Source organism: Clostridium sp. AM25-23AC, assembly GCF_003435125.1.
Lineage (GTDB): Bacteria > Bacillota > Clostridia > Lachnospirales > Lachnospiraceae > Pilosibacter > Pilosibacter fragilis.
In genome coordinates, this window is record NZ_QWGI01000006.1 from 41,789 (window position 1) to 63,438 (window position 21,650).

At 49.2% G+C, this 21,650-nt stretch carries 15 protein-coding genes and 1 other annotated feature; of the genes, 11 read left to right on the forward strand and 4 right to left on the reverse strand.

Annotated elements, in window-relative coordinates; genetic code table 11:
• Window positions 1–127: 127 nt before the first annotated feature.
• The 4 genes from DW677_RS05310 (at window position 128) to DW677_RS05325 (ending at window position 4,393) form a co-directional block, all read left to right on the forward strand.
• On the forward strand, window positions 128–496 hold the full coding sequence (locus tag DW677_RS05310; RefSeq protein ID WP_147324932.1) for a hypothetical protein: 369 nt from the start codon (window positions 128–130) through the stop codon (window positions 494–496).
• Between the two features lie 229 nt (window positions 497–725).
• On the forward strand, window positions 726–1,535 hold the full coding sequence (locus tag DW677_RS05315; RefSeq protein WP_117469189.1) for a carbon-nitrogen hydrolase family protein: 810 nt from the start codon (window positions 726–728) through the stop codon (window positions 1,533–1,535).
• 121 nt (window positions 1,536–1,656) lie between these two features.
• Window positions 1,657–2,616: a threonine/serine dehydratase gene (locus DW677_RS05320; protein ID WP_117566624.1), complete on the forward strand. Its 960-nt coding sequence runs from the start codon at window positions 1,657–1,659 to the stop codon at window positions 2,614–2,616.
• Between the two features lie 178 nt (window positions 2,617–2,794).
• A complete protein-coding gene (locus DW677_RS05325) occupies window positions 2,795–4,393 on the forward strand; it encodes an AAA family ATPase (RefSeq protein ID WP_117566625.1) in 1,599 nt (532 codons plus the stop codon).
• 112 nt (window positions 4,394–4,505) lie between these two features.
• On the opposite strand, the gene DW677_RS05330 is transcribed toward DW677_RS05325, so the two are convergent.
• The gene (locus tag DW677_RS05330; protein ID WP_117566626.1) at window positions 4,506–5,189 is read right to left on the reverse strand and encodes a helix-turn-helix transcriptional regulator; all 684 of its coding nucleotides are present in this window, start codon (window positions 5,187–5,189) and stop codon (window positions 4,506–4,508) included.
• Between the two features lie 871 nt (window positions 5,190–6,060).
• Here DW677_RS05330 and DW677_RS05335 point away from each other — a divergent pair.
• From DW677_RS05335 to DW677_RS05355, 5 genes are all read left to right on the forward strand, one after another.
• The gene (locus tag DW677_RS05335) at window positions 6,061–6,870 is read left to right on the forward strand and encodes a polysaccharide deacetylase family protein (RefSeq protein ID WP_117471640.1); all 810 of its coding nucleotides are present in this window, start codon (window positions 6,061–6,063) and stop codon (window positions 6,868–6,870) included.
• Window positions 6,871–6,962: 92 nt separating this feature from the next.
• On the forward strand, window positions 6,963–8,297 hold the full coding sequence (locus DW677_RS05340) for a replication-associated recombination protein A (RefSeq protein ID WP_117566650.1): 1,335 nt from the start codon (window positions 6,963–6,965) through the stop codon (window positions 8,295–8,297).
• Between the two features lie 334 nt (window positions 8,298–8,631).
• Window positions 8,632–10,455 (forward strand): transcription termination factor Rho, encoded by a 1,824-nt coding sequence (gene rho, locus DW677_RS05345; RefSeq protein WP_015553319.1) that lies wholly within the window; start codon window positions 8,632–8,634, stop codon window positions 10,453–10,455.
• Window positions 10,456–10,596: 141 nt separating this feature from the next.
• Window positions 10,597–11,373 (forward strand): IclR family transcriptional regulator, encoded by a 777-nt coding sequence (locus DW677_RS05350; RefSeq protein ID WP_117469192.1) that lies wholly within the window; start codon window positions 10,597–10,599, stop codon window positions 11,371–11,373.
• 1,519 nt (window positions 11,374–12,892) lie between these two features.
• Window positions 12,893–14,272: an MATE family efflux transporter gene (locus DW677_RS05355; protein ID WP_117566627.1), complete on the forward strand. Its 1,380-nt coding sequence runs from the start codon at window positions 12,893–12,895 to the stop codon at window positions 14,270–14,272.
• A 282-nt stretch (window positions 14,273–14,554) separates the two neighbouring features.
• Here the strand turns inward: DW677_RS05355 and DW677_RS05360 are convergent, their stop codons facing one another.
• From DW677_RS05360 to DW677_RS05370, 3 genes are all read right to left on the reverse strand, one after another.
• Window positions 14,555–15,328 carry an ATP-binding cassette domain-containing protein gene (locus DW677_RS05360; protein ID WP_015553323.1) on the reverse strand — a complete coding sequence of 258 codons (774 nt, stop codon included), beginning with the start codon at window positions 15,326–15,328 and terminating at the stop codon, window positions 14,555–14,557.
• Window positions 15,321–16,211, reverse strand: coding sequence for an ABC transporter permease (locus DW677_RS05365; RefSeq protein ID WP_015553324.1), 891 nt, complete (start codon window positions 16,209–16,211; stop codon window positions 15,321–15,323). The genes DW677_RS05360 and DW677_RS05365 overlap by 8 nt, the downstream gene beginning before the upstream one ends.
• A 152-nt stretch (window positions 16,212–16,363) precedes the next feature.
• Window positions 16,364–17,458 (reverse strand): ABC transporter substrate-binding protein, encoded by a 1,095-nt coding sequence (locus tag DW677_RS05370; RefSeq protein ID WP_117566628.1) that lies wholly within the window; start codon window positions 17,456–17,458, stop codon window positions 16,364–16,366.
• 198 nt (window positions 17,459–17,656) lie between these two features.
• Window positions 17,657–17,893: a binding site (T-box leader), on the reverse strand.
• Between the two features lie 320 nt (window positions 17,894–18,213).
• On the opposite strand from DW677_RS05370, the gene ftsH reads away from it, so the two are divergent.
• Both ftsH and DW677_RS05380 read left to right on the forward strand, forming a co-directional pair.
• Window positions 18,214–20,064 carry an ATP-dependent zinc metalloprotease FtsH gene (ftsH, locus tag DW677_RS05375; protein ID WP_021905601.1) on the forward strand — a complete coding sequence of 617 codons (1,851 nt, stop codon included), beginning with the start codon at window positions 18,214–18,216 and terminating at the stop codon, window positions 20,062–20,064.
• A 372-nt stretch (window positions 20,065–20,436) separates the two neighbouring features.
• On the forward strand, window positions 20,437–21,648 hold the full coding sequence (locus DW677_RS05380) for a hypothetical protein (protein WP_117566629.1): 1,212 nt from the start codon (window positions 20,437–20,439) through the stop codon (window positions 21,646–21,648).
• Window positions 21,649–21,650: the final 2 nt, after the last annotated feature.

Consider the following 21,650-nt stretch of genomic DNA (forward strand, 5'->3'; position numbering starts at 1 on the left):
AAAAGTCACACAATCAACAGTTCATATCAGATCCGCTTTTTTAGGATTGTTGAAAAAATACAATTTGAGGGGGGGGGGGATTTTTATCACAGAAAAGGATTATTATCAGGCGGGAAAGGCGGTGTATATGATCCAGAATATGAATCAGACATTAAACCAACCGTTTGGTGATGGGGCACATATTCTATATGTGAACGGAGAGTACCGTGACGATTCCGCCATTGGAAAGCTGATGCATGATTTCAACTGCGCAGATGCAGATGACATGCATTACGGATTGCTGGCAGAAAGAACAAGGTATCTCAAGGAAAATTCGAAGGGAGTGAACGAGATGTACCGGACAATGGATGAGGTGGAAAAAGAGTGTTATGAGGAAGGACGAGAGACGCAGGCTGAATTGACGGCCATAAATCTTCGAAAACTAGGATTGCCGCTGGAGCAGATAGCCCATGCTGTTAAATTCCATGTGGAAAAGGTTGAAAAGTGGGTTAAGTAGGAAAAGAAAGATGGTGTGGGGATAAAGATAATCGGTCGATCGTAAAGAGCTGATAATGGGGGAAAGAACTGTGTACGATAAGAAAGAGACGGGGATGCCTGTCTCTTTCTGTATTCTGTCGGAATCTAAAAAATGGCTTTTTAGGGCCAAATAAAACACTGAATCTGTATATAGAAAAAGTGTGTGATATGTAGTATGATAAGGGAAATAAATTCTGTGGGAGAAAGACATGGAAAGCTTATTTGTTATGGCACAGGTCGCACCAACTGAATATCCAAAAGATAATCTCGAGAAAGCTGACAGCTTAGTAAAGGAAGCAGCAGAAAAATATCATCCGGGTATGATTATTTTTCCAGAAACTTTTATGAGCCGTTTTCCGGCTGGTACAGACATTGCAACAGCAAATGCGGTTGCGGAACCGCTGGACGGAGAATTTGTGCAGGGAATGAAAAAATTAGCCGCAGATCATGATGTATGGCTCACATTCGGAATGAAGGAGACCATTGAGGATCCGGCTGATCATCGCTGTTACAATACAGTTGTTATGGTGAATAACAAGGGAGAAATCGTACAGACTTACAGAAAAACGCATTTATATGATGCGTTCGGATACAAGGAATCCAATGAGTATAAAGCTGGAGACAAGTTTTTTGAGCCAGTAGATACTCCGTTTGGAAAACTCGGTTTATTTGTCTGCTACGAAGTTCGTTTCCCGGAAGTAGCACGTTACCAGAAGGCCAAAGGAGCCGAGATCGTCATCATGCCGACTGCATGGTTCAAAGGCGATTTAAAGAGTCATCAGTTCCGTACACTGATTACCTCCAGAGCACTGGAAAACACATTTTTCGTACTTGCGTGCGATCAGTGCGGAGGCACAGCGATGGGTGAGAGTGTAGCAGTCGATCCGATGGGAGTTGCCTTTGCAGCTGGAAATGAAAGAGAAGAACTGATTCCGGTATATGTGGATACGGATCGGATCAAGGAAGTGGAGAGCAAACTTCCATCCTTTAAAGACAGAAGACCTGCCCTTTATATTTAGCTCAATCTCATATGTTTAAATACCCCTTTTTGGGAGCCAGAGAAATCTGGCTCCTCTTTTGTTTTACATCTGGGGTTTCGGATGGTACAATCAAAGCATCAACGCAGAGGAGGAAAAACATATGTCTCTTACCTTGGAAAAAATTTTTGAAGCGAAAAACAGGATCGCCCCGTACACGACGAGAACACCGCTCATCCGTCTGGAAAAGCTGGATGAGTACCTGGGCTGTCAGGTGTATCTGAAGGCAGAGTGCATGCAGATCACCGGTGCGTTCAAGCTTCGCGGAGCGGTCAACAAGATCAGGATGCTGACACCGGAGCAGTTAAGCTGCGGGATCGTCGCGGCATCTTCGGGAAACCACGGAAAGGCAGTGGCGTATACTGCAAAGAAGCTTGGTGCAAAGGCGACGATCGTGATGCCGTATACGGCACCGGCTATTAAAGTAAATGCGATCAAAGAGCTGGGAGCGGAGGTCGTTCAGTGTGAGACATCCGAGCGGTTTGACGTTGCGGAGCGGATCTGCGGGGAGAGAAATGCGACGATGGTTCCGCCATATAATGACGAGGATATTATGGCCGGACAGGGAACCGCGGGAATCGAGATCCTGGAACAGTGTCCGGAGATCGATACAATCATCGTTCCGGTCAGCGGCGGCGGACTCATCGGCGGTGTCTCAACGGCGGTGAAAGGTATGGATAACAGCGTTAAGGTCTACGGAGCAGAGCCGGCAGCACTTCCGAGATACAGCGCAAGTCTGGCGGCCGGAAAGCCGGTGAAGGTTGAACAGAAAAAGTCTATCGCGGACGCTCTTGTGTCCCAGATGCCGGGAGACCAGTGCTATCCGTATGTGGCGGCGAACGTGGACGGATTTTTTGATGTGGAGGATGAGTATCTGTTAAAAGCATGGAAGCTGCTCCTGACAGAGGGAAAGATTTTCTGCGAGCCGTCCTCCGCCATCACCGTCGGTGCGGTCTTACAGGGACTTGCGAAGGTGAAAAAGGATGAGAAGGTCTGCTTCCTGATCTCAGGCGGAAGCGCCGGGCTGGATCAGCTGAAGGTGCTGGAGAATGTGACGATCTGACAGAAAATTGAACCTGCCGGTCTGGCAGACGTTCGGCTGATCATCGGTAGCTCGTGATCAGGACACTCTGTTATCGGAAGGGGTTTCATAAGGCATAAAGGCGGACGGTTCTTGTGATCTCAATCAGAATCAGGTATAATAAGAGTAATATAAATATATTTCGCAGGGAGGGAGTCACATGGGAAGCTATCTGAATCCGGGAAGCAAAGGATTTCAGGAAAGTTTAAACTCGGAAATTTATATGGATAAAACAGGACTGATCGAGAAGACAAATGCGGTTCTGAATACCCGGCAGAAGTTCCTGTGTGTTAGTCGGCCAAGGCGTTTTGGAAAGTCAATGGCAGCAGATATGCTGGCTGCGTATTATGACCGGGGAGAGGATTCCTCCAGCTTGTTTGCGTCTCTAAAAATCAGCGGGGCAGCTTCTTACCATGTTTATCTGAACCAATATGATGTCATCAAAGTCAATATGCAGGAGTTTCTCAGCATGACCCACGACATGGATGATATGCTGGCCATGCTGCAGAAATACCTGGTGTTTGATCTTGTGGAACATTTTGGAGATATTCGGTTCCGGGATGAAAATAATCTGATTCAGGTGATGAAAGATATCTATGCGAAAACAAAGCGTTCTTTTGTGATTCTGATCGATGAGTGGGACTGCCTTTTCCGGGAGTATCAGCAGGATCAGAATGCGCAGAAAAAATATCTGGATTTTCTTCGCGCGTGGCTTAAGGACAAGGATTATGTTGCTCTGGCTTATATGACAGGAATTCTGCCTATAAAAAAATATGGATCCCATTCGGCACTTAACATGTTTACTGAGTATTCCATGACAGATCCTGGTGATATGGCAGAATATTTTGGATTTACAGAGCAGGAAGTATCGGACCTGTGTAAAAAGTATCAAATGAGTTTCGATGAGGCAAAACAGTGGTATGATGGATATGATCTGATTGCTCATCATCAATCGGGTGACAGATATTACTCCATGTACAGTCCAAAGTCTGTTGTTGAAGCCATGCTGCGGCACAAATTCGGTACTTATTGGAATCAGACAGAAACATATGAAGCTCTGAAGATTTATATCCAAATGGATATGGATGGTCTGCAGGATTCAGTGGTGAGAATGCTTGCAGGTGAGTCGGTATCAATCAATATTGGAACCTTCAGCAATGATATGACCACATTTGCGACAAAAGATGATATTCTGACATTACTGGTTCATCTTGGATATTTAACCTATGACAGTATCAGAGAAACTGCAGCGATACCAAACAAAGAGGTCTCACAGGAGTATGTAAATGCGATCAGTACAATGAACTGGCATGGAGTTGCAGATTCCGTGGAGTCATCCAGAAAATTATTAGAGGCATTGTGGGCAATGGATGCGGATACTGTCGCCTCCGGAATTGATAAAGCGCATGAGGAAATGTCGATTCTTCAATATAATGACGAGAATTCGCTCAGTTGCACGGTCAATCTTGCATTCTATTTTGCACGGGAATACTATACGATGATCCGCGAATTACCTTCAGGAAAAGGTTTTGCTGATATATGTATGATTCCGCGCAAGACGCATCTGGATAAACCGGCGGTGGTGATTGAACTGAAGTGGGATAAAAGCGCAGCCGGTGCGCTGAACCAGATCAAAGAAAAGAATTATGGAAGTGCTTTAAAAGATTATCAGGGAAATCTGCTATTGGTTGGAATTAATTATGACAGAGTGACGAAGAAACATGAATGTGTTATTGAGGTGGCACAGAAACAGCTCTAATAGAATGGGCTTTTTGTTCGCAGCTATGCAGGTACTGAACAGTTGCGAGAAATGTAAACCGGAGTACAAGTATATCAAGATGCCTGTACTCCGGTTTTTTATGAGAAGCGAGCTATTCTTCGCTGCTGTTATCCCCGCGTCCGCTCCGTGCTTCCTCAAGGTAGTTGTAGAGCGTATATTTTGATACCTGAAGCGTCTCGCAGAGAAGAACGCTGGTCTTGGAAATTTTGAAGACACCCTTCTGGTCGAGGTAGTCCAATGCGCGGATCTTTTCCTCCTTGTTCATCAGTCCCATCGGTTTTCCGACCAGAAGCTCCGCCTGTTTCATGTAGTACTTAAGAATGTCATCCACATTTTTTGTGGCCAGGGCATCGATATCATTTGTCGGCGCGTGATGGGTCATCGGGTACTGAACAAAAGCACCCAGCGCACGCTGCGCATTCAGGAGATCCGAGACGTCCAGATTCACACAGACAGAGCCAACGATCTTTCCGTTTTCGTCCGGGATCAGTGTGGTGAAAGATTTATAGAAACGGTCTTTCGGTCCATTGGAGAAGGTCTGGATGCTGTCTTTCATCGGCTCGATATCTTTTCCGAGCTGCGTGATCATTCCGCCCTTCGGTGAACCGCCAACCGCACGGCCACTGACCACCGGGTTTAAGGCGTAAACGATGGTGTGATCGTATCCTTTCCGATAATCGTGGATCAGGATCTCACTGTTTTCGCCTAAAAATTTCTGGAGTCCCTCGAGAAAACGGATCAGAAAGTCAAAGTCAAGATACTGGGAAATTTCCATAAATGTACCCCCATAAGATAAGCGTCAAAAACGGACATCTCCCCCGGGGTGTTCGCCGTATATACGCTATGTGAAAAAAATAACAAAACAGAGGTATAAAGAAATGCCTCTGCAGGCTTCGATGTAAGTCCAGAATAGCATATGACAAACTGTTTGTCAACAAAATAACATTAATGCAAACAAAAAGTTTGAAATAACTATTGACATTCCATATAGTATGGCATATAATGAAGACACCAAACAAAAAGGAAGGAAAACAAACTTTCAGTTATAAATACCCATCCTTTTCCGGACCAGGGATCCACTCACAGGGATCCCGAGTCCACCCACTTGAGACAGATGTATTTCACTCCTTGTTATAGAAAACATGCAATGATAGCGGTACTGAACAGTTACGAGATCATGCAGCTATGAAGACGCCGGATCGTTGCAGAATCACATCGTGGTGGATGTGATAGAGACCGGTTTTCTGGCAGATTGGATGCCTGCCAGGAAAATGGAAGGCCGGGAGGCCCGCTGTCTCGCCACGGCGAAAAAATCCATGTTCCCGGTGTGGATTTCCCTGAAAAGGGAAATATTATGGTACATATTGAGCAGGCAGAGCCCCTGAAGCAGCTTATCCCCAATACAGCTGTTTCAGGGGCTTTGTCTTTTTTGAGGGAGAAAACAGAGCGGTAAAGTGTGGGGCGGCCGCATATATTGTATCGATGTAACTGTTCAGTAGGTCTGCGCATTTACTGCGCTGACCGTAAGAAAACTTAGAATAGAAGGCAAAAATCCTATCGGCACAGCCGATTTGGAATGGATTTTTGCGCGTAACTGTGAGTACCGAACAGTTACGTATCGGTAATACATGCAGCTGGAGGAGCGTATGAAATTCAAACAGAAAGTTTTTATTTTTATTGTGATCCTGATCGTGGATATGATCCTGGCTTGGGGGGCAGTGCGGATGTGGAAGGGAAGAGGGGAAATATTTGATACGCACGAGGGAAAACCAGTCGATACGGGAAGAATCCCTGTGCCGGGCGAAGGGATGACCACTGAGGTTTCGGGACATGATCACAGCGGAGCCGGACGATCGGAAAAGGCTGTATCAGATCTGTACGGTCAGCAGGAAGACATCGCAAAAAAGTATACGGCACTCACCTTTGATGACGGCCCGAATCCCAAATACACAAAGCCGCTCTTAGACGGCCTCAGGGAACGCGGAATCCGCGTGACCTTTTTCCTCGTGGGCGAATGCATCGACGGAAATGAAGATCTCGTAAAGCAGATGGCAAAGGACGGACATCTCATCGGTGTTCACTGCCTGACCCACAAAGACCTCACAAAAGAGAAGCTTTCCGACGCAGCGAAAGAACTCTGTGACACACGGGAGAAGATCCGGGCAGTAACCGGGGACTGGCCGGAGTATGTCCGTCCGCCATATGGGAGCTGGAATGCGAAGCTGGAGGAGGCTGTGGACATGATCCCCGTATTCTGGGATGTGGACTCCATCGACTGGCGGTTGAAAAATACGGAGAAAGTCACCGCAAAAGTGGTGAAAGATACGGAGGACGGGGACATTATCCTGATGCATGACGAGTTCAAAACCTCTGTGGAAGCGGCGTTTCGGATCATTGACAACCTGACAGCGAAAGGGTATACTTTTGTTACAGTAGACGAACTGATGGTCGATTAAGACCTGCAAAAAGAGCGGTAATGGATGCAGCGCGCAGATGGTGATATTTCATGCGGAAACGGAGCGCTGCAAAACGCAGAAAGGCAGCTGCCATGGATTTATTTGACTATATGAGAGCGAACACGATGGAAAAGGAGTCGCCGTTAGCATCCAGGATGCGTCCGACGACTCTGGACGAGGTGGTCGGGCAGAAACATATTATCGGGAAGGACAAGCTCCTCTACCGTGCGATCAAGGCGGATAAGCTTGGATCCGTGATCTTTTACGGCCCGCCGGGAACGGGAAAGACGACTCTGGCGAAAGTGATCGCAAATACGACAAGTGCCCGGTTCGAGCAGATCAATGCGACTGTAGCCGGGAAAAAAGATATGGAAGAGATCGTAAAGAACGCCAAGGATTCCATCGGTATGTACGGGCAGAAGACGATCCTCTTCGTGGACGAGATCCATCGCTTTAATAAGTCCCAGCAGGACTATCTGCTTCCGTTTGTTGAGGATGGAACGATCACCCTGATCGGCGCGACAACGGAGAATCCGTACTTTGAGGTGAACAACGCCCTGCTGTCAAGATCCAGGATCTTTGAGTTAAAACCGCTGGAAAAGCAGGATATCCGGGAACTTGTGATGCGGGCGGTTTATGATACGAAAAAAGGAATGGGAACCTACGGCGCCGATATTACCGACGAGGCGGCGGATTTCCTGGCGGATGTGGCGAACGGCGACGCGAGAGCGGCGTTGAACGCAGTGGAGCTGGGAATCCTGACGACAGATAAATCCGATGACGGAAAGATCCATATCACGATCGATGTGGCGGCGGAATGTATCCAGAAACGGGTGGTGCGCTATGACCATGACGGGGACAACCACTACGATACGATCTCCGCGTTCATTAAGAGCATGCGTGGTTCTGACCCGGACGCTGCGGTCTACTACCTGGCGCGGATGCTGTATGCCGGCGAGGACGTGAAATTTATTGCCCGACGGATCATGATCTGTGCGTCGGAGGACGTGGGAAACGCGGACCCGAATGCCCTGGTGGTGGCGGTGAGCGCGGCCCAGGCCGTTGAGCGGATCGGCATGCCGGAGAGCCAGATCATCCTCTCCCAGGCGGCAGCTTATGTCGCCACCGCGCCGAAGAGCAACGCGGCATACATGGGGATCGCAAAAGCGATGAAGACCGTGGCGGATACGCGGACCATGCCGGTACCTGCCCATCTTCAGGACAGGCACTACAAGGGCGCTGAAAAGCTTGGACATGGTCTCGGCTACAAGTATGCCCACGACTACCCGAACCACTATGTCACCCAGCAGTACCTGCCGGACGGAGTGGAGGGAATGCGGTTTTATGAGCCGTCGGAGAACGGGTATGAGAAGAAGATCCGGGAGCATATGGAGTTTATCAAGAGAGAAGCTGGGGAGACAGAATAAGGAATTTTGTGAAATAATTCGCTGAGCTGCCTGAGCGCTGTATACGCGGTAAGACAATTAAGCTGTAGATGCTGCAGACAATAAAGAAAGAGGGAACTGTGCAGATGCTTCGTATTCCAAATCTGTAAAATTCCCTCTTTCTTTTTTATAATGTGTGCGTTATAATGAGATATACTGATCCTCCGATACTGCGTAATTGCGGTGATCCCATCGGAGAAGAGTTTCAAATCTAATGGTTCAAAGGCAGCCGGTCCGGGGACGGAGAGGCTGTTACAATCTTTTATGATTCCCAACGAGACGATAAAACCGGAATAAGAATGAAGGAGTATCCATTATGCGTGAAAAATTAGCGACATTACCGCTGACTCAGTTAAAAGAGCTGGCAAAGAGCCAGGGAATCAAGAATATCAGCGGCTTACGAAAAGCAGAATTAATTGACCGTCTCTGCGAGACAGCGGAGAGCGCCGACAGCCAAAAGGCAGCGGCGGGAAACAGTGAAAATAGAGAAAGTACAGCAGTGCCGGCACAGGGGACAGCTGTAGAGGCAGCAGCTTCTGGAAACGGTTTTGGAAGCGCGAGAACGGAAAGCGCGGCACCGGAGAGGGCGTCTGCGGCATCGGAGCGTGCAGACCGTCAGGAACATACAGGACGTCAGGAGAGAACCGAACGCTATGAGAGATCTGATCGTCAGGACCGCGGCGAGCGCCAGATGAGAAATGACCGCCAGGGCGGATACCAGAGCCGCCAGAATAACTACAGAGAACGCCAGAATAATTACCAGGACCGTCAGGGCAGCTATCAGGACCGTCAGAGCGGCAGTTATCAGGACAGACAGAACAGCCAGTCCGCAGGTCAGGATGCACAGACACAGGGCACTTCCTATCAGGACCGCCAGAGCCAGAACAGTGTCCAGGACGCCCAGGGCATCCAGGAGAGCACAAGAACCTACCAGGCAGGTTACCAGACAAGAAACCAGGGAACCCAGAGCTACACTGCGGACCCGAAGAACGACCTCCAGGACCTTGACAGCGGCATCGAGGCAAACGGAATCCTGGAAGTTATGCCGGATGGCTTCGGATTTATCCGCTGCGAGAACTTCCTCCCGGGCGACAACGACGTCTATGTAGCTCCGTCCCAGATCCGCCGCTTCAATATGAAGACCGGTGATATCATCCGCGGAAGCCGCAGAGTGAAATCCGCAACAGAGAAATTTGCGGCACTCCTCTATGTGAAGACGATCAACGGCTACCCGACAAGTGTCGTGGAACGCCGCCCGAACTTTGAGGACCTGACCCCGATCTTCCCGAACCAGAGATTGAATCTGGAAGTCAGAGGCGGAAAAAATACGACGGCCATGAGAGTCATGGATCTTCTCGCCCCCATCGGTAAAGGACAGCGTGGTCTTATCGTGTCCCCGCCGAAGGCAGGTAAGACGACCCTGTTAAAACAGGTGGCAAAAGCCGTGACGACAAACTATCCGGACATGCATATGATCATCCTCCTGATTGACGAGCGTCCGGAGGAAGTCACAGATATCAAGGAATCCGTTGTGGGACCGAACGTGGAAGTCATCTATTCCACCTTCGACGAGCTCCCGGAGCGCCACAAACGCGTTTCTGAGATGGTGATCGAGCGCGCGCGACGTCTTGTAGAGCATGGACGCGACGTGATGATCCTTCTGGATAGTATTACGAGACTGGCGAGAGCCTACAACCTCGTTGTTCCGCCTAGCGGACGCACACTTTCCGGCGGTCTTGATCCGGCGGCTCTCCACATGCCGAAGCGATTCTTCGGTGCAGCGAGAAACATGAGAGAGGGCGGAAGCTTAACGATCCTCGCAACAGCCCTCGTCGATACCGGAAGCCGTATGGATGACGTGATCTACGAGGAATTTAAGGGTACCGGCAACATGGAACTTGTACTCGACAGAAAACTTTCCGAGAAGAGGATCTTCCCGGCCATCGATATCTTAAAGTCCGGCACAAGACGCGACGACCTCCTGCTTACGAGCGAGGAAGCGGAAGCTGTGGATATCGTCCGCAAGGCGACAAACTCCATGAAGGCAGAAGAATCTGTGGAGAAGATCCTGGATATGTTTGCCCGCACAAGGACGAACAGAGAGTTCGTGGAAATGACGAAGAAGACACGGTTTATATGATCGGCAGTGGACTGCGCGGCAATCCTGCAGATTTGCCAAACAGGCACAAATTAAGAAATTGTGCAGGAAGCTGCAGTTATATCTGCGCGAATACCCGGCTGGCAGGAATGATCTGCCGGGTTAGATAGGAGAACAAGCAGAATGGAAGAAACAGGAAAAAATCCGATCCAGGTCGCAGAGCGCCTGTTCCAGGTGATCGAGCGTCTGGCGGAAAATGGCCCTATGGGGATCATGGATCTGAGCGCTGAGCTTGGATTTCATAAGAGCACGACGCACCGCCTCGTGACATCACTCCAGTACATGGGCTATATCCGTCAGGACGAGGAATCCTTAAAATATGCGCTGTCCTTAAAATTTCTGGAGATCGGAAGTAAGATCCTGGAACAGACGAATATGGCGTCCCTGATCCATCCGTCTCTGAAGAAGCTCTCGGAGCAGACGGGAGAGACGGTGCATCTGGTCCGCAGAGAGGGAACGGAGGCCGTGTATATCGATAAAGTGGAGTCCACAGTCAGCTCGATCCGCATGGTGTCGAGAGTTGGGAGCCGGATCCCGTTATACTGCTCCGGTGTCGGCAAAGCGCTGCTTGCGGAATTGCCGGATCCTGAGATCGAAGATATCTGGAACAGTTCTGAGATCACCTCCCTGACACCGTATACAGTGACGAGTCTGTCAGATCTCATGGATCGGATCCGCGGGGTGCGGGAAGCCGGATATGCGATGGATGATGAGGAGAACGAGGAAGGTGTACGCTGTATTGCGGTCAGCATCCCGGACTACCACAAGGAGCCGGTCTATGCCCTCAGCATCTCCGCCCCTGTAAGCCGCATGACCGATGCCCGGATCGCGGAGCTTTCCACAGATGTGCTGACGTTTAAGAAGGATCTGGAGAAGACACTGGGATTTTCCAGAAGTTGAGAATAATGGTGCAGGCAGCAGATAGTTACTGGACACAGGCAGGAATTTTCTGAACTGAAAATTCCGTACAATACAATGGTGGCAGTGGATTTTGCCGATCTGGAATGCGAAGCATCGGCAAAATCAGTTACTGTTTGCGCAAGGAGGAACAGTAACTGCATATAAAAATACAGCTTTAAACGTGTGTTGGGATATTGCAAATAAAAAATACATATGATATAATGCCGTTAGGCAAAGAAAATAAAAACTGCATATAGCAAAAAAGAAAGAACCCCTCAGTACTGCGAATACTGAGGGGTTCTTCTTATTTTTTTATGGTGGACAAGAAACCACCAGGCTAGTGTTGCCCTACTTGTCTCCATCTAACCATTTGATGATGTAATGGCAGGTTACACCAGCCGCACAGGAGACAAGAAATGAAAATAAAAACTGCATAAAGCTCACCTCCTCCCGCTGCCGGGTATCGGTTGGACAACATAAATATTATACGGTAGAACCACAAATGAAACAATATTACATAAAACTATATTTATTGTAACTGTTCGGTACCGGTCAATGTGCACGGGCAGGAATTTTCTGAACTGAAAATTCCATACAATACAGCGGTGGCAGTGGATTATGCCAATCTGGAAAGCATCGGCAAAATCAGTTACTGTTTGCGCAAGGAGGAACAGTAACTGCATAGTTACTGAACACGGGTAGGAATTTTCTGAACTGAAAATTCCGCACGATACACTTCTGGTAGCAGATTTTGCCGATTTGGAATGCGAAGCATCGGCAAAATCACGTTACTGTACACGCATGCGTGTACAGTAACACTGCATATAAAAATACAGCTTTAAACGTGTGTTGGAATATTGCAAATAAAAAACACATATGATATAATGCCGTTAGGCAAAGAAAGTATCAGATTCAAAGGACAAAAAAGAATGAACCCCTCAGTACCGCGAATACTGAGGGGTTCTTCTTATTTTTTATGGTGGATAATAAACCACCAGGCTAGTGTTGCCCTACTTGTCTCCATCTAACCATTTGATGATGTAGTGGCAGGCTACACCAGCCGCACAGGAGACAAGAAACGAAAGTATCAAATTCAAAAGACCCACCTCCTCCCGTTGCCGGGTATCGGTTGGACAACATAATAATTGTACGATAAAAGTGCTGATGAAGCAAGATTACATAAAACGTAACTGTTCAGTAGGTCTGCGCACTTGCTGCGCTGACCGTAAGAAAACATAGGCTGGAAGGCAAAAATCCCATCAGCGAAGCTGATCTGGAATGGATTTTTGCACGTAACTATGAAGGTACTGAATAGTTACCATAAAACTATATTTATTGTAACTGTTCGGTACCGTTACTGTTTACGCCCTCAATGTTAGAAATTCGGTACCTTCACAGTTACTAATTTTTACTTTGATTTTACATTCACCGTATTGTATAATAAATCTAATAAGAATCAGAGCAACACACCGAAAAATATTTTAAAGATGCCAAAAGCAGACATACAGGAGTGATGAGAATGCCGGAAAACGAAAAGACGAGACTTCAGAAATTTATGGGTGGAGGAAAACAAGGATACCAGATCGCATTCCAGATGGCTTGGCCTGCGGTGATGGAGTCCTTTTTTATTGCCCTGGCGGGCATGGTGGACTCGCTGATGGTGAGCTCCATCGGCGCATACGCGGTGGCGGCAGTAGGTCTGACAACGCAGCCGAAATTCATCGGCTTGTGTATCTTTATCGCCATGAATGTATCCGTATCTGCCCTGGTGGCGAGACGTCGCGGTGAGAAAGACCGGATCGGCGCGAACCAGGTTCTCCTGATGGCGCTGATCTTCACAGTCGTTGTCGGAATTTTGATCAGCATAGCGGCGGTGGTTTTTGCGGAACCGATCATCCGCTTCTGCGGTGCCAACGAGGACACTCAGGAGAGCGCGGTCCTGTATTTCCGGATCATCATGGGCGGCATGATCTTCAATATCATCTCCATGGCCATCAACGCCTCCCAGCGCGGTGCCGGAAACACGAAGATCGCCATGCGAACCAACGTGACTTCTAACGTGGTCAATATGATCGGAAATTATCTCCTGATTCAGGGTCATCTTGGCTTTCCGGCGATGGGAATCGCGGGCGCGGCTCTGGCGACTGTATTTGGAACCGTGGTTGCCTGCATTATGAGCATCTGCTCCCTGATCCCGAAAGACAATTTTGTCAGCATTCCCTACATTATAAAAGAGCGCGTCCGCATCACCCTGGAACCGGCAAAGAATATGGCAAAGATCGCCTCCAGCGTTTTCATCGAGCAGGTGTTCATGCGGACCGGTTTCCTTCTTGTATCGATCATGGCGGCGAGACTAGGAACCTCGGCCTACGCGGCGCACCAGGTGGCCATGAATGTCATGAACCTGTCATTCTCCTTCGGCGACGGCATGCAGGTGGCTGCCGTTGCGCTCTGCGGGCGGAGTCTCGGGGAGAAGCGCCCGGATCTGGCGGTCATGTACGGAACAATCTGCCAGAGGATCGGAAACATGATCTCCATCGTATTGTCGATCCTGTACCTGACGTTAGGAAACTGGTATTTTCACCTGTACTTTGTTGAGGAAGATATTATCGCCATGGGTGCCCGGATCATGCAGGTCATGACTGTGATCGTACTCCTGCAGATCTCCCAGGTCATTTACATGGGTTGCCTCAGGGGTGCGGGAGATGTGGTGTTCACCACCTGTGCTTCGACCCTCAGCATCACCATCGTCCGCCCGTCCTGTGCGTACCTGTTCTGCTATGTACTGGAGATTGGAGTTGTCGGTATCTGGCTCGGAATCGTGTGCGACCAGATCGTGAGAGTGTGCCTGACGAACTGGAGATTTAAGAGTGGAAAGTGGACGAAAATAAAGATATAGCGAGCGCAGAGGAAAAACAAGCGGCGCCTCCGGCGACATTTGTTTTTCCTGCGCCGCTAACGAGCAAACTGTCTGCGAAGCAGACAATAGAGCGCGAAGCGCGTGTTTGCGAGTGAGCGATTCGACTCAATGAGTCAATACCCCCAAAAACGAAAAGAGCCATATGCCCCGAAAACTGGTCATTCCAGTTCCGGCCGCATACAGCTCTTTTTTATGTAACAGGAAATTCCGAGAAATTCCCTGTTACATAAATTTGCAAGATCAATTCAGACAATACGCGGACTAGTTGCCGCACTCAATACTGATCGCGTTAAACATGTCAAGGATATCATCCACCTTCGTGTTCGCCTTTTCCTCGCCTTTCTTATCCATGACCGCATGCCCCTGATGCATCATCAGAAGACGGTTTCCGTACTCTACAGCGAACCGGAGATTATGTGTGACCATAATGGTCGTCAGGTGCTTTTCCGCAACGATCTTTCCGGTCAGTTCCATAATAATATCTGCCGTCTTCGGGTCAAGGGCGGCCGTGTGCTCATCAAGGATCAGAAATTCGATGGGAGTCATGGTTGACATTAAAAGAGCCATTGCCTGACGCTGTCCACCGGAGAGGACGCCGACTTTTACCCCCATCTTATCTTCAAGACCGAGACCGAGAATTTTTAACTGGTCGCGGTAGAAGTCAATGCGGGCCTTATTTGTTCCGGGAAGAAGATTGAACGGCTTTCCCTTATTGTCCGCGAGAGCCATATTCTCGAGGATCGTCATATTCGGGCAGGTTCCCATCGCCGGGTGCTGGTAGACGCGGCCGATGCGGCGCTGGCGCTTGTACTCCGGCATTTTTGTGATATCGGTTCCGCCCATGACGATGGTGCCGGAATCCACCGGAATGCTGCCGCAGATCAGGTTTAACATGGAAGTTTTGCCGGATCCGTTGCTGCCGACAACGGAAACAAACTCGCCGTCATCGATGCTGAGGTTGAAATCGTTAAAGAGGCACATTTCATTTACAGTGCCTGCGTTGTAATATTTACTGATGTTTTTTAACTCAAGCATGGTGTGCCCCCTTTCTCTTCATGGAATCACTGACGATCAGGATCAGAAGAAGAATTGCCGCAGTGATAAGTTTAAGGTCGGTCGCCTTTACGATCCGCATGGAAATAACGAAAGCGACACACGCTTTATAGAGAATTGCGCCTGCGATAACAGCGGTGGTTGCCTTCAGCTTTCCGAAGCGGTGGAACAGCTGTGTTCCGAGAATCACGCTCGCGAGACCGAAGACCATGGTTCCGGTTCCGATGGAGATGTCGAAGAACGCCTGCTTCTGGGCGAGCACTCCGCCTGCGAGGGCTGCGAATCCGTTGGCGATCGCAAGGCCGATGATCTTCACCCGGCCTTTGTCTTCTGCCAGAGATGTAACGAGAGCATCATTGTCACCGGCTGCCCGGAGAAGATAGCCGGATCTCGTATTTAAGTACCAGTCGAGAACGAACTTGCAGATCAGGGCGATCACAGCCAGAATGATCACAACGATGTACGGTCTTACGGATGCCGGAAGACTGTTTCTGGTCCACTCGTTGTCAAAGATCGTATCCTGGGACAGGAACGGAAGGTTTGCCTTCATTCCGGCGATCCTTAAGTTTACGGAGTAGAGGGCTGTCATGACAATGATACCGGAAAACAGGTCGCGGACCTTACATTTTACATGAATGACACCGGTCACGCATCCGGCGAGAACACCCGCAAAGAAGGAGAGCGGAAGTGCCCACACTGGGGAAACTCCTTTTACGATCAGTCCCGCGGTCAGCGCTGCGCCCAGAGGGAAAGTTCCGTCAACCGACAGATCCGGGAAGTCCAGGATCTTGTAGGTGATGTAGACGCCCAGGGCCATGATCGCGTAGATCAGCCCTTCCTCAAAGATTCCTAATAAGATTGCCATGATATCCTCCGAAAATCAGTAACTGGGGAAAATCCCGCAATTACATGTTGCTGCAAAGTCCGGCAGAAGCGGAAAATCGCTTTGCCGGACCATGATGGTTTATGTTGCCGATCATCCGACTTCCTTATTAAAAGTGGATGAGATTTGTTGAACTACTGTGTGATCTCAGTGAATAACTCTTTTGCGTTGGAAGCAAGATCCTCCGGGAAAGTGATTCCAAGATCCTCAGCGACTTTGGAGTTTCCGTAGAAAGCAGCAGTCTCGATCACCTCGAAGTTCAGTTCACTTGCTTTCTTCTCGCCCTTTAAAACTTCTGCAGCCATGCGTCCTGTCTGCTTTCCAAGATCTACATAGTCAAGTCCCATAGCAGCGAGGCAGCCAATCTTGACCTGCTCGATCTCACTTCCGAATACCGGGATGTTTTTCGCATTTGCCTTGGAAAGGATCAGCGGAAGGGAGGCAACGACGGTGTTATCTGTTAAGTTGTTTAAGCAGTCGACCTGCTCTAAGAGGCTGTCAGCAGCGAGTGGAATGTCTGCTGCGGAGGAAACGCCAGATTCAACGATCTCGAAACCGTAGTCAGCGGCTTTTTCCTTGTACTCAGCCAGAGTGGAAGCGGAGTTTACTTCGCTTGTTGTATACATGATTCCGATCTTTTTCGCATCCGGAAGGATCGCGCGGATCATTTCGAGCTGCTGCTCGACCGGAAGCTTGTCGCTGGTACCTGTCACTTTGCCAACCGGAGTTCCGTCAGCGTTTGCGAGCTCGGCTGCAACCGGATCCGTAACGGCTGTATAGATGACCGGGATGTCGTTCTTTCTGCCGACGCTGTATGCACTCTGGGCGCTCGGTGTTGCGATCGCGCAGATGAGATCCACCTTCTGTCCGGCGAAGTTTGTGCTGATCTGTGCTGCTAACCCTGGGTCAGCCTGTGCGTTCTCTTCTAATACGGTAAGGTTCTTTCCTTCAACGATACCGTTCTCTGCAAGCCCCTCAAGGAAGCCTTCGCGGCAGTTGTCGAGAGAGCCGTGGACTGCGAACTGGTTGATGCCGATGGTGTAGGAACCGTCTGCAAGAGCTGTATCTGCTGCGTCTGCGGATTCAGACGTTGTTGTCTCTGCGGCAGCTTCTGTTGCTGTGGCTGTCGTTGTCTCAGCAGCTGTTGTGGAAGCTGTGTTAGAAGAGCAGCCTGCAAGGAGTGCTGCGGTGAAGGTTGCTGCGATGATTGCTTTGATGGATTTTTTCATAATTTTGTTCTCCTCTTCTACTTTTGATAAAGATGTTTTGCAGCTGCGGCAGGTCCTGTTGCGGCGACCGCCGTTTTGCCGAGTAGTTGTTGGAGGTGTGGAGCGAAGGTTTTTGGGGATCGGGATGTTGTACGGTGCAGAGCACTTATTTTTGTATAAAAAAAATCCCAAGTATCAGATATCGATTTAGAATCTGATGCTTGAGACGAATTTCATATCCGCGGTGCCACTCAATTTGACCTTTCGGTCCGCTTTTTTCGTATACCAACATATACGCCGCTCTCTTAACGACTGCGGTAGCCGTCAGTCCATACTAAAATTCAGGACTGCCCTCGAAAGTCCATTCCATTTCCAGTGCAATACTGCAATCCCACCGCCTGCAGCTCTCTGTGAAAACACGATCGAAAATGTACTCCTCTTTCTCAACGGTTTTTCTTGTTTGGTTATGGGTATCATAGTACGAAAAGGATTGTTTGTCAAGAAGAACAATAAAAAAAGTTTGGAAACCTGCAAACTCCGCCGGACAGAAAGAAAAATGGTAATTTCTAAAAAAAATATAACATTTCAGAAACTTCCATAAATTCCATTGACTTTCAATGTTTCCTGATATAGGATAAATATCACACGAAATGACAGGGTGTCATCTCACGCAGATCTTCAGAAAACAAAGCATGTAAAAGGCAGAAAAAGTAACAGCAGAGGCTCGGATGCGATGAAAAGCTCTGCAGAAAAATGAAAATCAAGGAGGCAGACGTATGGGTACCAAAGACGGCGGAAAAAAGCCGAACCCGAATGATCTCAATTCATTTAAGGGATTTTTCTATTATATGATCATAATTCTGGTCATGACGGTCCTGTTAAACGGACTCGTATTCCCGTCCGCACTGAAAAGCCAGGTAAAGGAAGTCGGCTACAACGAGTTCCTGACCATGGTGGACAACGGACAGGTCGCACAGGTGGAAAAAGATGACACGAACGGCGAGATCGTATTCATCACAAAAGACAGCAATGGGAAACAGCAGATCTACAAGACAGGTCTCTGGGATGATCCGGATCTGACAGAACGGTTATACAGTAAGGGAGTGACCTTCGACAAGGTGATCCCGCGGAAGGAATCCGCTATCATGGCAGTCTTCACAAACTGGATCCTTCCATTCATGATCATGATCGGACTTGGACAGATCTTAAGCCGCAGCATGGCGAAGCGCATGGGCGGAAACGCGATGACATTTGGAAAATCGAATGCAAAGATCTACGCGGAGAGTGAGACCGGTGTTACATTCGCGGATGTCGCAGGTGAGGAGGAGGCGAAGGACGCCTTAAAGGAGATCGTTGATTTCCTTCATGATCCGAAAAAATATTCCGATATCGGTGCCACACTTCCGAAGGGCGCGCTCCTCGTAGGCCCTCCAGGAACAGGTAAAACATTACTTGCAAAGGCTGTTGCCGGTGAGGCGCATGTTCCGTTCTTCTCAATCTCCGGCTCTGAGTTTGTTGAGATGTTCGTCGGCATGGGTGCCGCGAAGGTCCGGGACCTCTTCAAGCAGGCAAATGAGAAAGCGCCGTGTATCGTCTTTATCGATGAGATCGATACCATCGGTAAAAAGCGTGACGGAAGCGGCATGGGCGGAAACGATGAGCGTGAGCAGACCTTAAACCAGCTTCTTACAGAGATGGACGGATTCGACGGACGAAAGGGTGTTGTGATCCTGGCGGCCACAAACCGTCCAGAGACCCTCGATAAGGCTCTTTTGAGACCGGGCCGTTTCGACAGAAGAATTCCGGTGGAACTCCCGGATCTCAAAGGCCGTGAGGCGATCCTGCGGGTACATGGAAAAGATGTCAAGATGGATGAGTCCGTTGACTTTAACGCCATCGCGAGAGCGACTGTCGGAGCCAGCGGTGCCGAGCTTGCGAACATTATCAACGAGGGCGCGCTCCGTGCCGTCCGCATGGGACGCCGCGTTGTATCCCAGGCTGACCTGGAGGAGAGCGTTGAGACTGTTATCGCCGGTTATCAGAAGAAGAATGCGTCCGTATCGGAAAATGAACGCCGGATCGTCGCTTATCACGAGATCGGTCATGCCCTCGTTGCAGCGTGCCAGAGCAATTCCGCTCCGGTCCACAAGATCACAATTATTCCGAGAACATCGGGTGCTCTCGGCTATACGATGCAGGTGGAGGATGGCGAGCGCCTTCTTATGAGCAAGGAGGAGGCACTTAACAAGATCGCAACCCTGACCGGCGGCCGTGCGGCGGAGGAATTTATGTTCCACTCTATCACGACCGGTGCCTCCAACGATATCGAACAGGCCACAAAGCTTGCCCGCGCTATGGTGACCCGCTACGGTATGAGCGACCAGTTCGGTATGGTTGCCCTTGAGACCGTGACGAACCAGTACCTTGGCGGAGACACCTCCCTCGCATGCTCACCGGAGACAGCGAAAGCCATCGATGACGAGGTGATCGCTACCGTGAAGGCACAGTACGAGAAGGCAATGGGAATCTTAAGAGACCATGCAGCAAAATTAAACGAACTTGCCGGATATCTTCTCGAGAAGGAGACGATCACAGGAGAAGAATTTATGGAGATCCTGAACCGGTAAAAGCAGTATATCAGTGTGAGAAGACTCAGAGACCATGCAAAGTGGCTGCTCTGAGTCTTTTTTCGTTTTGGGAAAAGAATCAGTTACTTTTCATGGGTAGGAATTTTCTGAACTGAAAATTCCGTACAATACAGTGGTGGTAGTGGATTTTGCCGATTCGGAATGCGAAGCATCGGCAAAATCCTGTTACAGTGCGCGGGCAAGGAGTGCCCGTGTACTGTAACAAGAATCAGGCATCGGGCTGACGATGTAAAATCTCGATTGTGTATACCGGAAACCTATGTTAAAATGAGAGTGGAAATTTAGCTGTTGGGCTTAAAATACAAAATTAAAATGACCTGAAAAGAGGAATACCGACAGGAGGAACAACGGATGAAACAGAAATATTGTCCATACTGCGACCAGAAAATGACATCGGGTCTATACTGCAGCGGATGCAAAAGGATCGTGTGGCATCCATATGTACAGGATGTGGATTACTATTTAAATGAGAGACATCCTCGCCATGAGTCAGACTGCCTGTACCATGATGGCGGAAGCGAATACCCTGGAAGCAGCACGTCCGGTACAGATTCGTACGCGGGCATATTTAAAGGGAATGGGACATCAACCAGAATACAGGGCGGAAAGAAAAAGACAAATCGGGAGAAGAAGACAGCGGATCCATTCCAGAATATGGGAAAACGGATGACGGGACAGCGGAATGCGTTCGAACATATGAAGAGCCAGCTTGAACAGTACCGCAGCCAGGCAGATACCTGCCAGAGTGGAACTTACAGCAGCCAGTCCGAGAAGAACATCATGGACCGTGTAAACTCCGAACGTGGACGGAAGAAGCCGTTTACCGGCATTCTGATCGTCGTGATCATCTGGCTGGTATTTTCCGTCGGCGGAAACCTGCTGTTTCTTATCACCCATGCGATCAGGGAATCGATCTACGGGATCGAGAACATCTTCGACTCGTCCAGCGGCGATCTCTGGTCCTCTGCAGATTCCAATGCCGTGGGGGTCCTTGGAGAGGGCGAGCTCTCCGACGAGGAGGTGCGGGCCATCGGAACAAACTGTACAAACTACGGTCACTATGACGCCCAGCTTGCGGATGTGACGGCCGCCCTGGACCGGCTCCTGCCGCAGTACGGATTTTCTGAGTGGTCGATGGAGGACACATACAGCTACAACTATGCTTCGGACGATATGAGCTGGTACAACACAGATCAGGCCTATTATCTGAGTCGTGACGGGGAGTATGTGGGAAGCATTACCATCTACGCTGACACGGCAACGGACGATCTCCATGGGATCGGTGCCTACAGCAGCAATGAGGAGGCCTTTTACCAGATCGTGGACGTGCTGGAAGCTGCATTCCAGGAATTCGGCTATCTGGATACGGATCTAAGCGGACAGGAGGTATATCAGGAACTGATCAATACCGAGGATATGATCGTTAGTAAGACAGATGACAGTGTCAACGGATTTACCACAGCTTATGGACCGGAGATTTTTGCAAGTAAAGAAAGCCCGTCAGGGGATGATTTTTATTCGATCCAGATGTATGCGCCGGGGTATTACACAAGCGTAGAGTAGAA

Bases quoted from the DNA above. Each gene is read 5' to 3' on its own strand.
- DW677_RS05310 (WP_147324932.1), top strand. From the start codon at position 128: ATGATCCAGAATATGAATCAGACATTAAACCAACCGTTTGGTGATGGG.
- DW677_RS05315 (WP_117469189.1), top strand. From the start codon at position 726: ATGGAAAGCTTATTTGTTATGGCACAGGTCGCACCAACTGAATATCCA.
- DW677_RS05320 (WP_117566624.1), top strand. From the start codon at position 1,657: ATGTCTCTTACCTTGGAAAAAATTTTTGAAGCGAAAAACAGGATCGCC.
- DW677_RS05325 (WP_117566625.1), top strand. From the start codon at position 2,795: ATGGGAAGCTATCTGAATCCGGGAAGCAAAGGATTTCAGGAAAGTTTA.
- DW677_RS05330 (WP_117566626.1), bottom strand. From the start codon at position 5,189: ATGGAAATTTCCCAGTATCTTGACTTTGACTTTCTGATCCGTTTTCTC.
- DW677_RS05335 (WP_117471640.1), top strand. From the start codon at position 6,061: ATGAAATTCAAACAGAAAGTTTTTATTTTTATTGTGATCCTGATCGTG.
- DW677_RS05340 (WP_117566650.1), top strand. From the start codon at position 6,963: ATGGATTTATTTGACTATATGAGAGCGAACACGATGGAAAAGGAGTCG.
- rho (WP_015553319.1), top strand. From the start codon at position 8,632: ATGCGTGAAAAATTAGCGACATTACCGCTGACTCAGTTAAAAGAGCTG.
- DW677_RS05350 (WP_117469192.1), top strand. From the start codon at position 10,597: ATGGAAGAAACAGGAAAAAATCCGATCCAGGTCGCAGAGCGCCTGTTC.
- DW677_RS05355 (WP_117566627.1), top strand. From the start codon at position 12,893: ATGCCGGAAAACGAAAAGACGAGACTTCAGAAATTTATGGGTGGAGGA.
- DW677_RS05360 (WP_015553323.1), bottom strand. From the start codon at position 15,328: ATGCTTGAGTTAAAAAACATCAGTAAATATTACAACGCAGGCACTGTA.
- DW677_RS05365 (WP_015553324.1), bottom strand. From the start codon at position 16,211: ATGGCAATCTTATTAGGAATCTTTGAGGAAGGGCTGATCTACGCGATC.
- DW677_RS05370 (WP_117566628.1), bottom strand. From the start codon at position 17,458: ATGAAAAAATCCATCAAAGCAATCATCGCAGCAACCTTCACCGCAGCA.
- ftsH (WP_021905601.1), top strand. From the start codon at position 18,214: ATGGGTACCAAAGACGGCGGAAAAAAGCCGAACCCGAATGATCTCAAT.
- DW677_RS05380 (WP_117566629.1), top strand. From the start codon at position 20,437: ATGAAACAGAAATATTGTCCATACTGCGACCAGAAAATGACATCGGGT.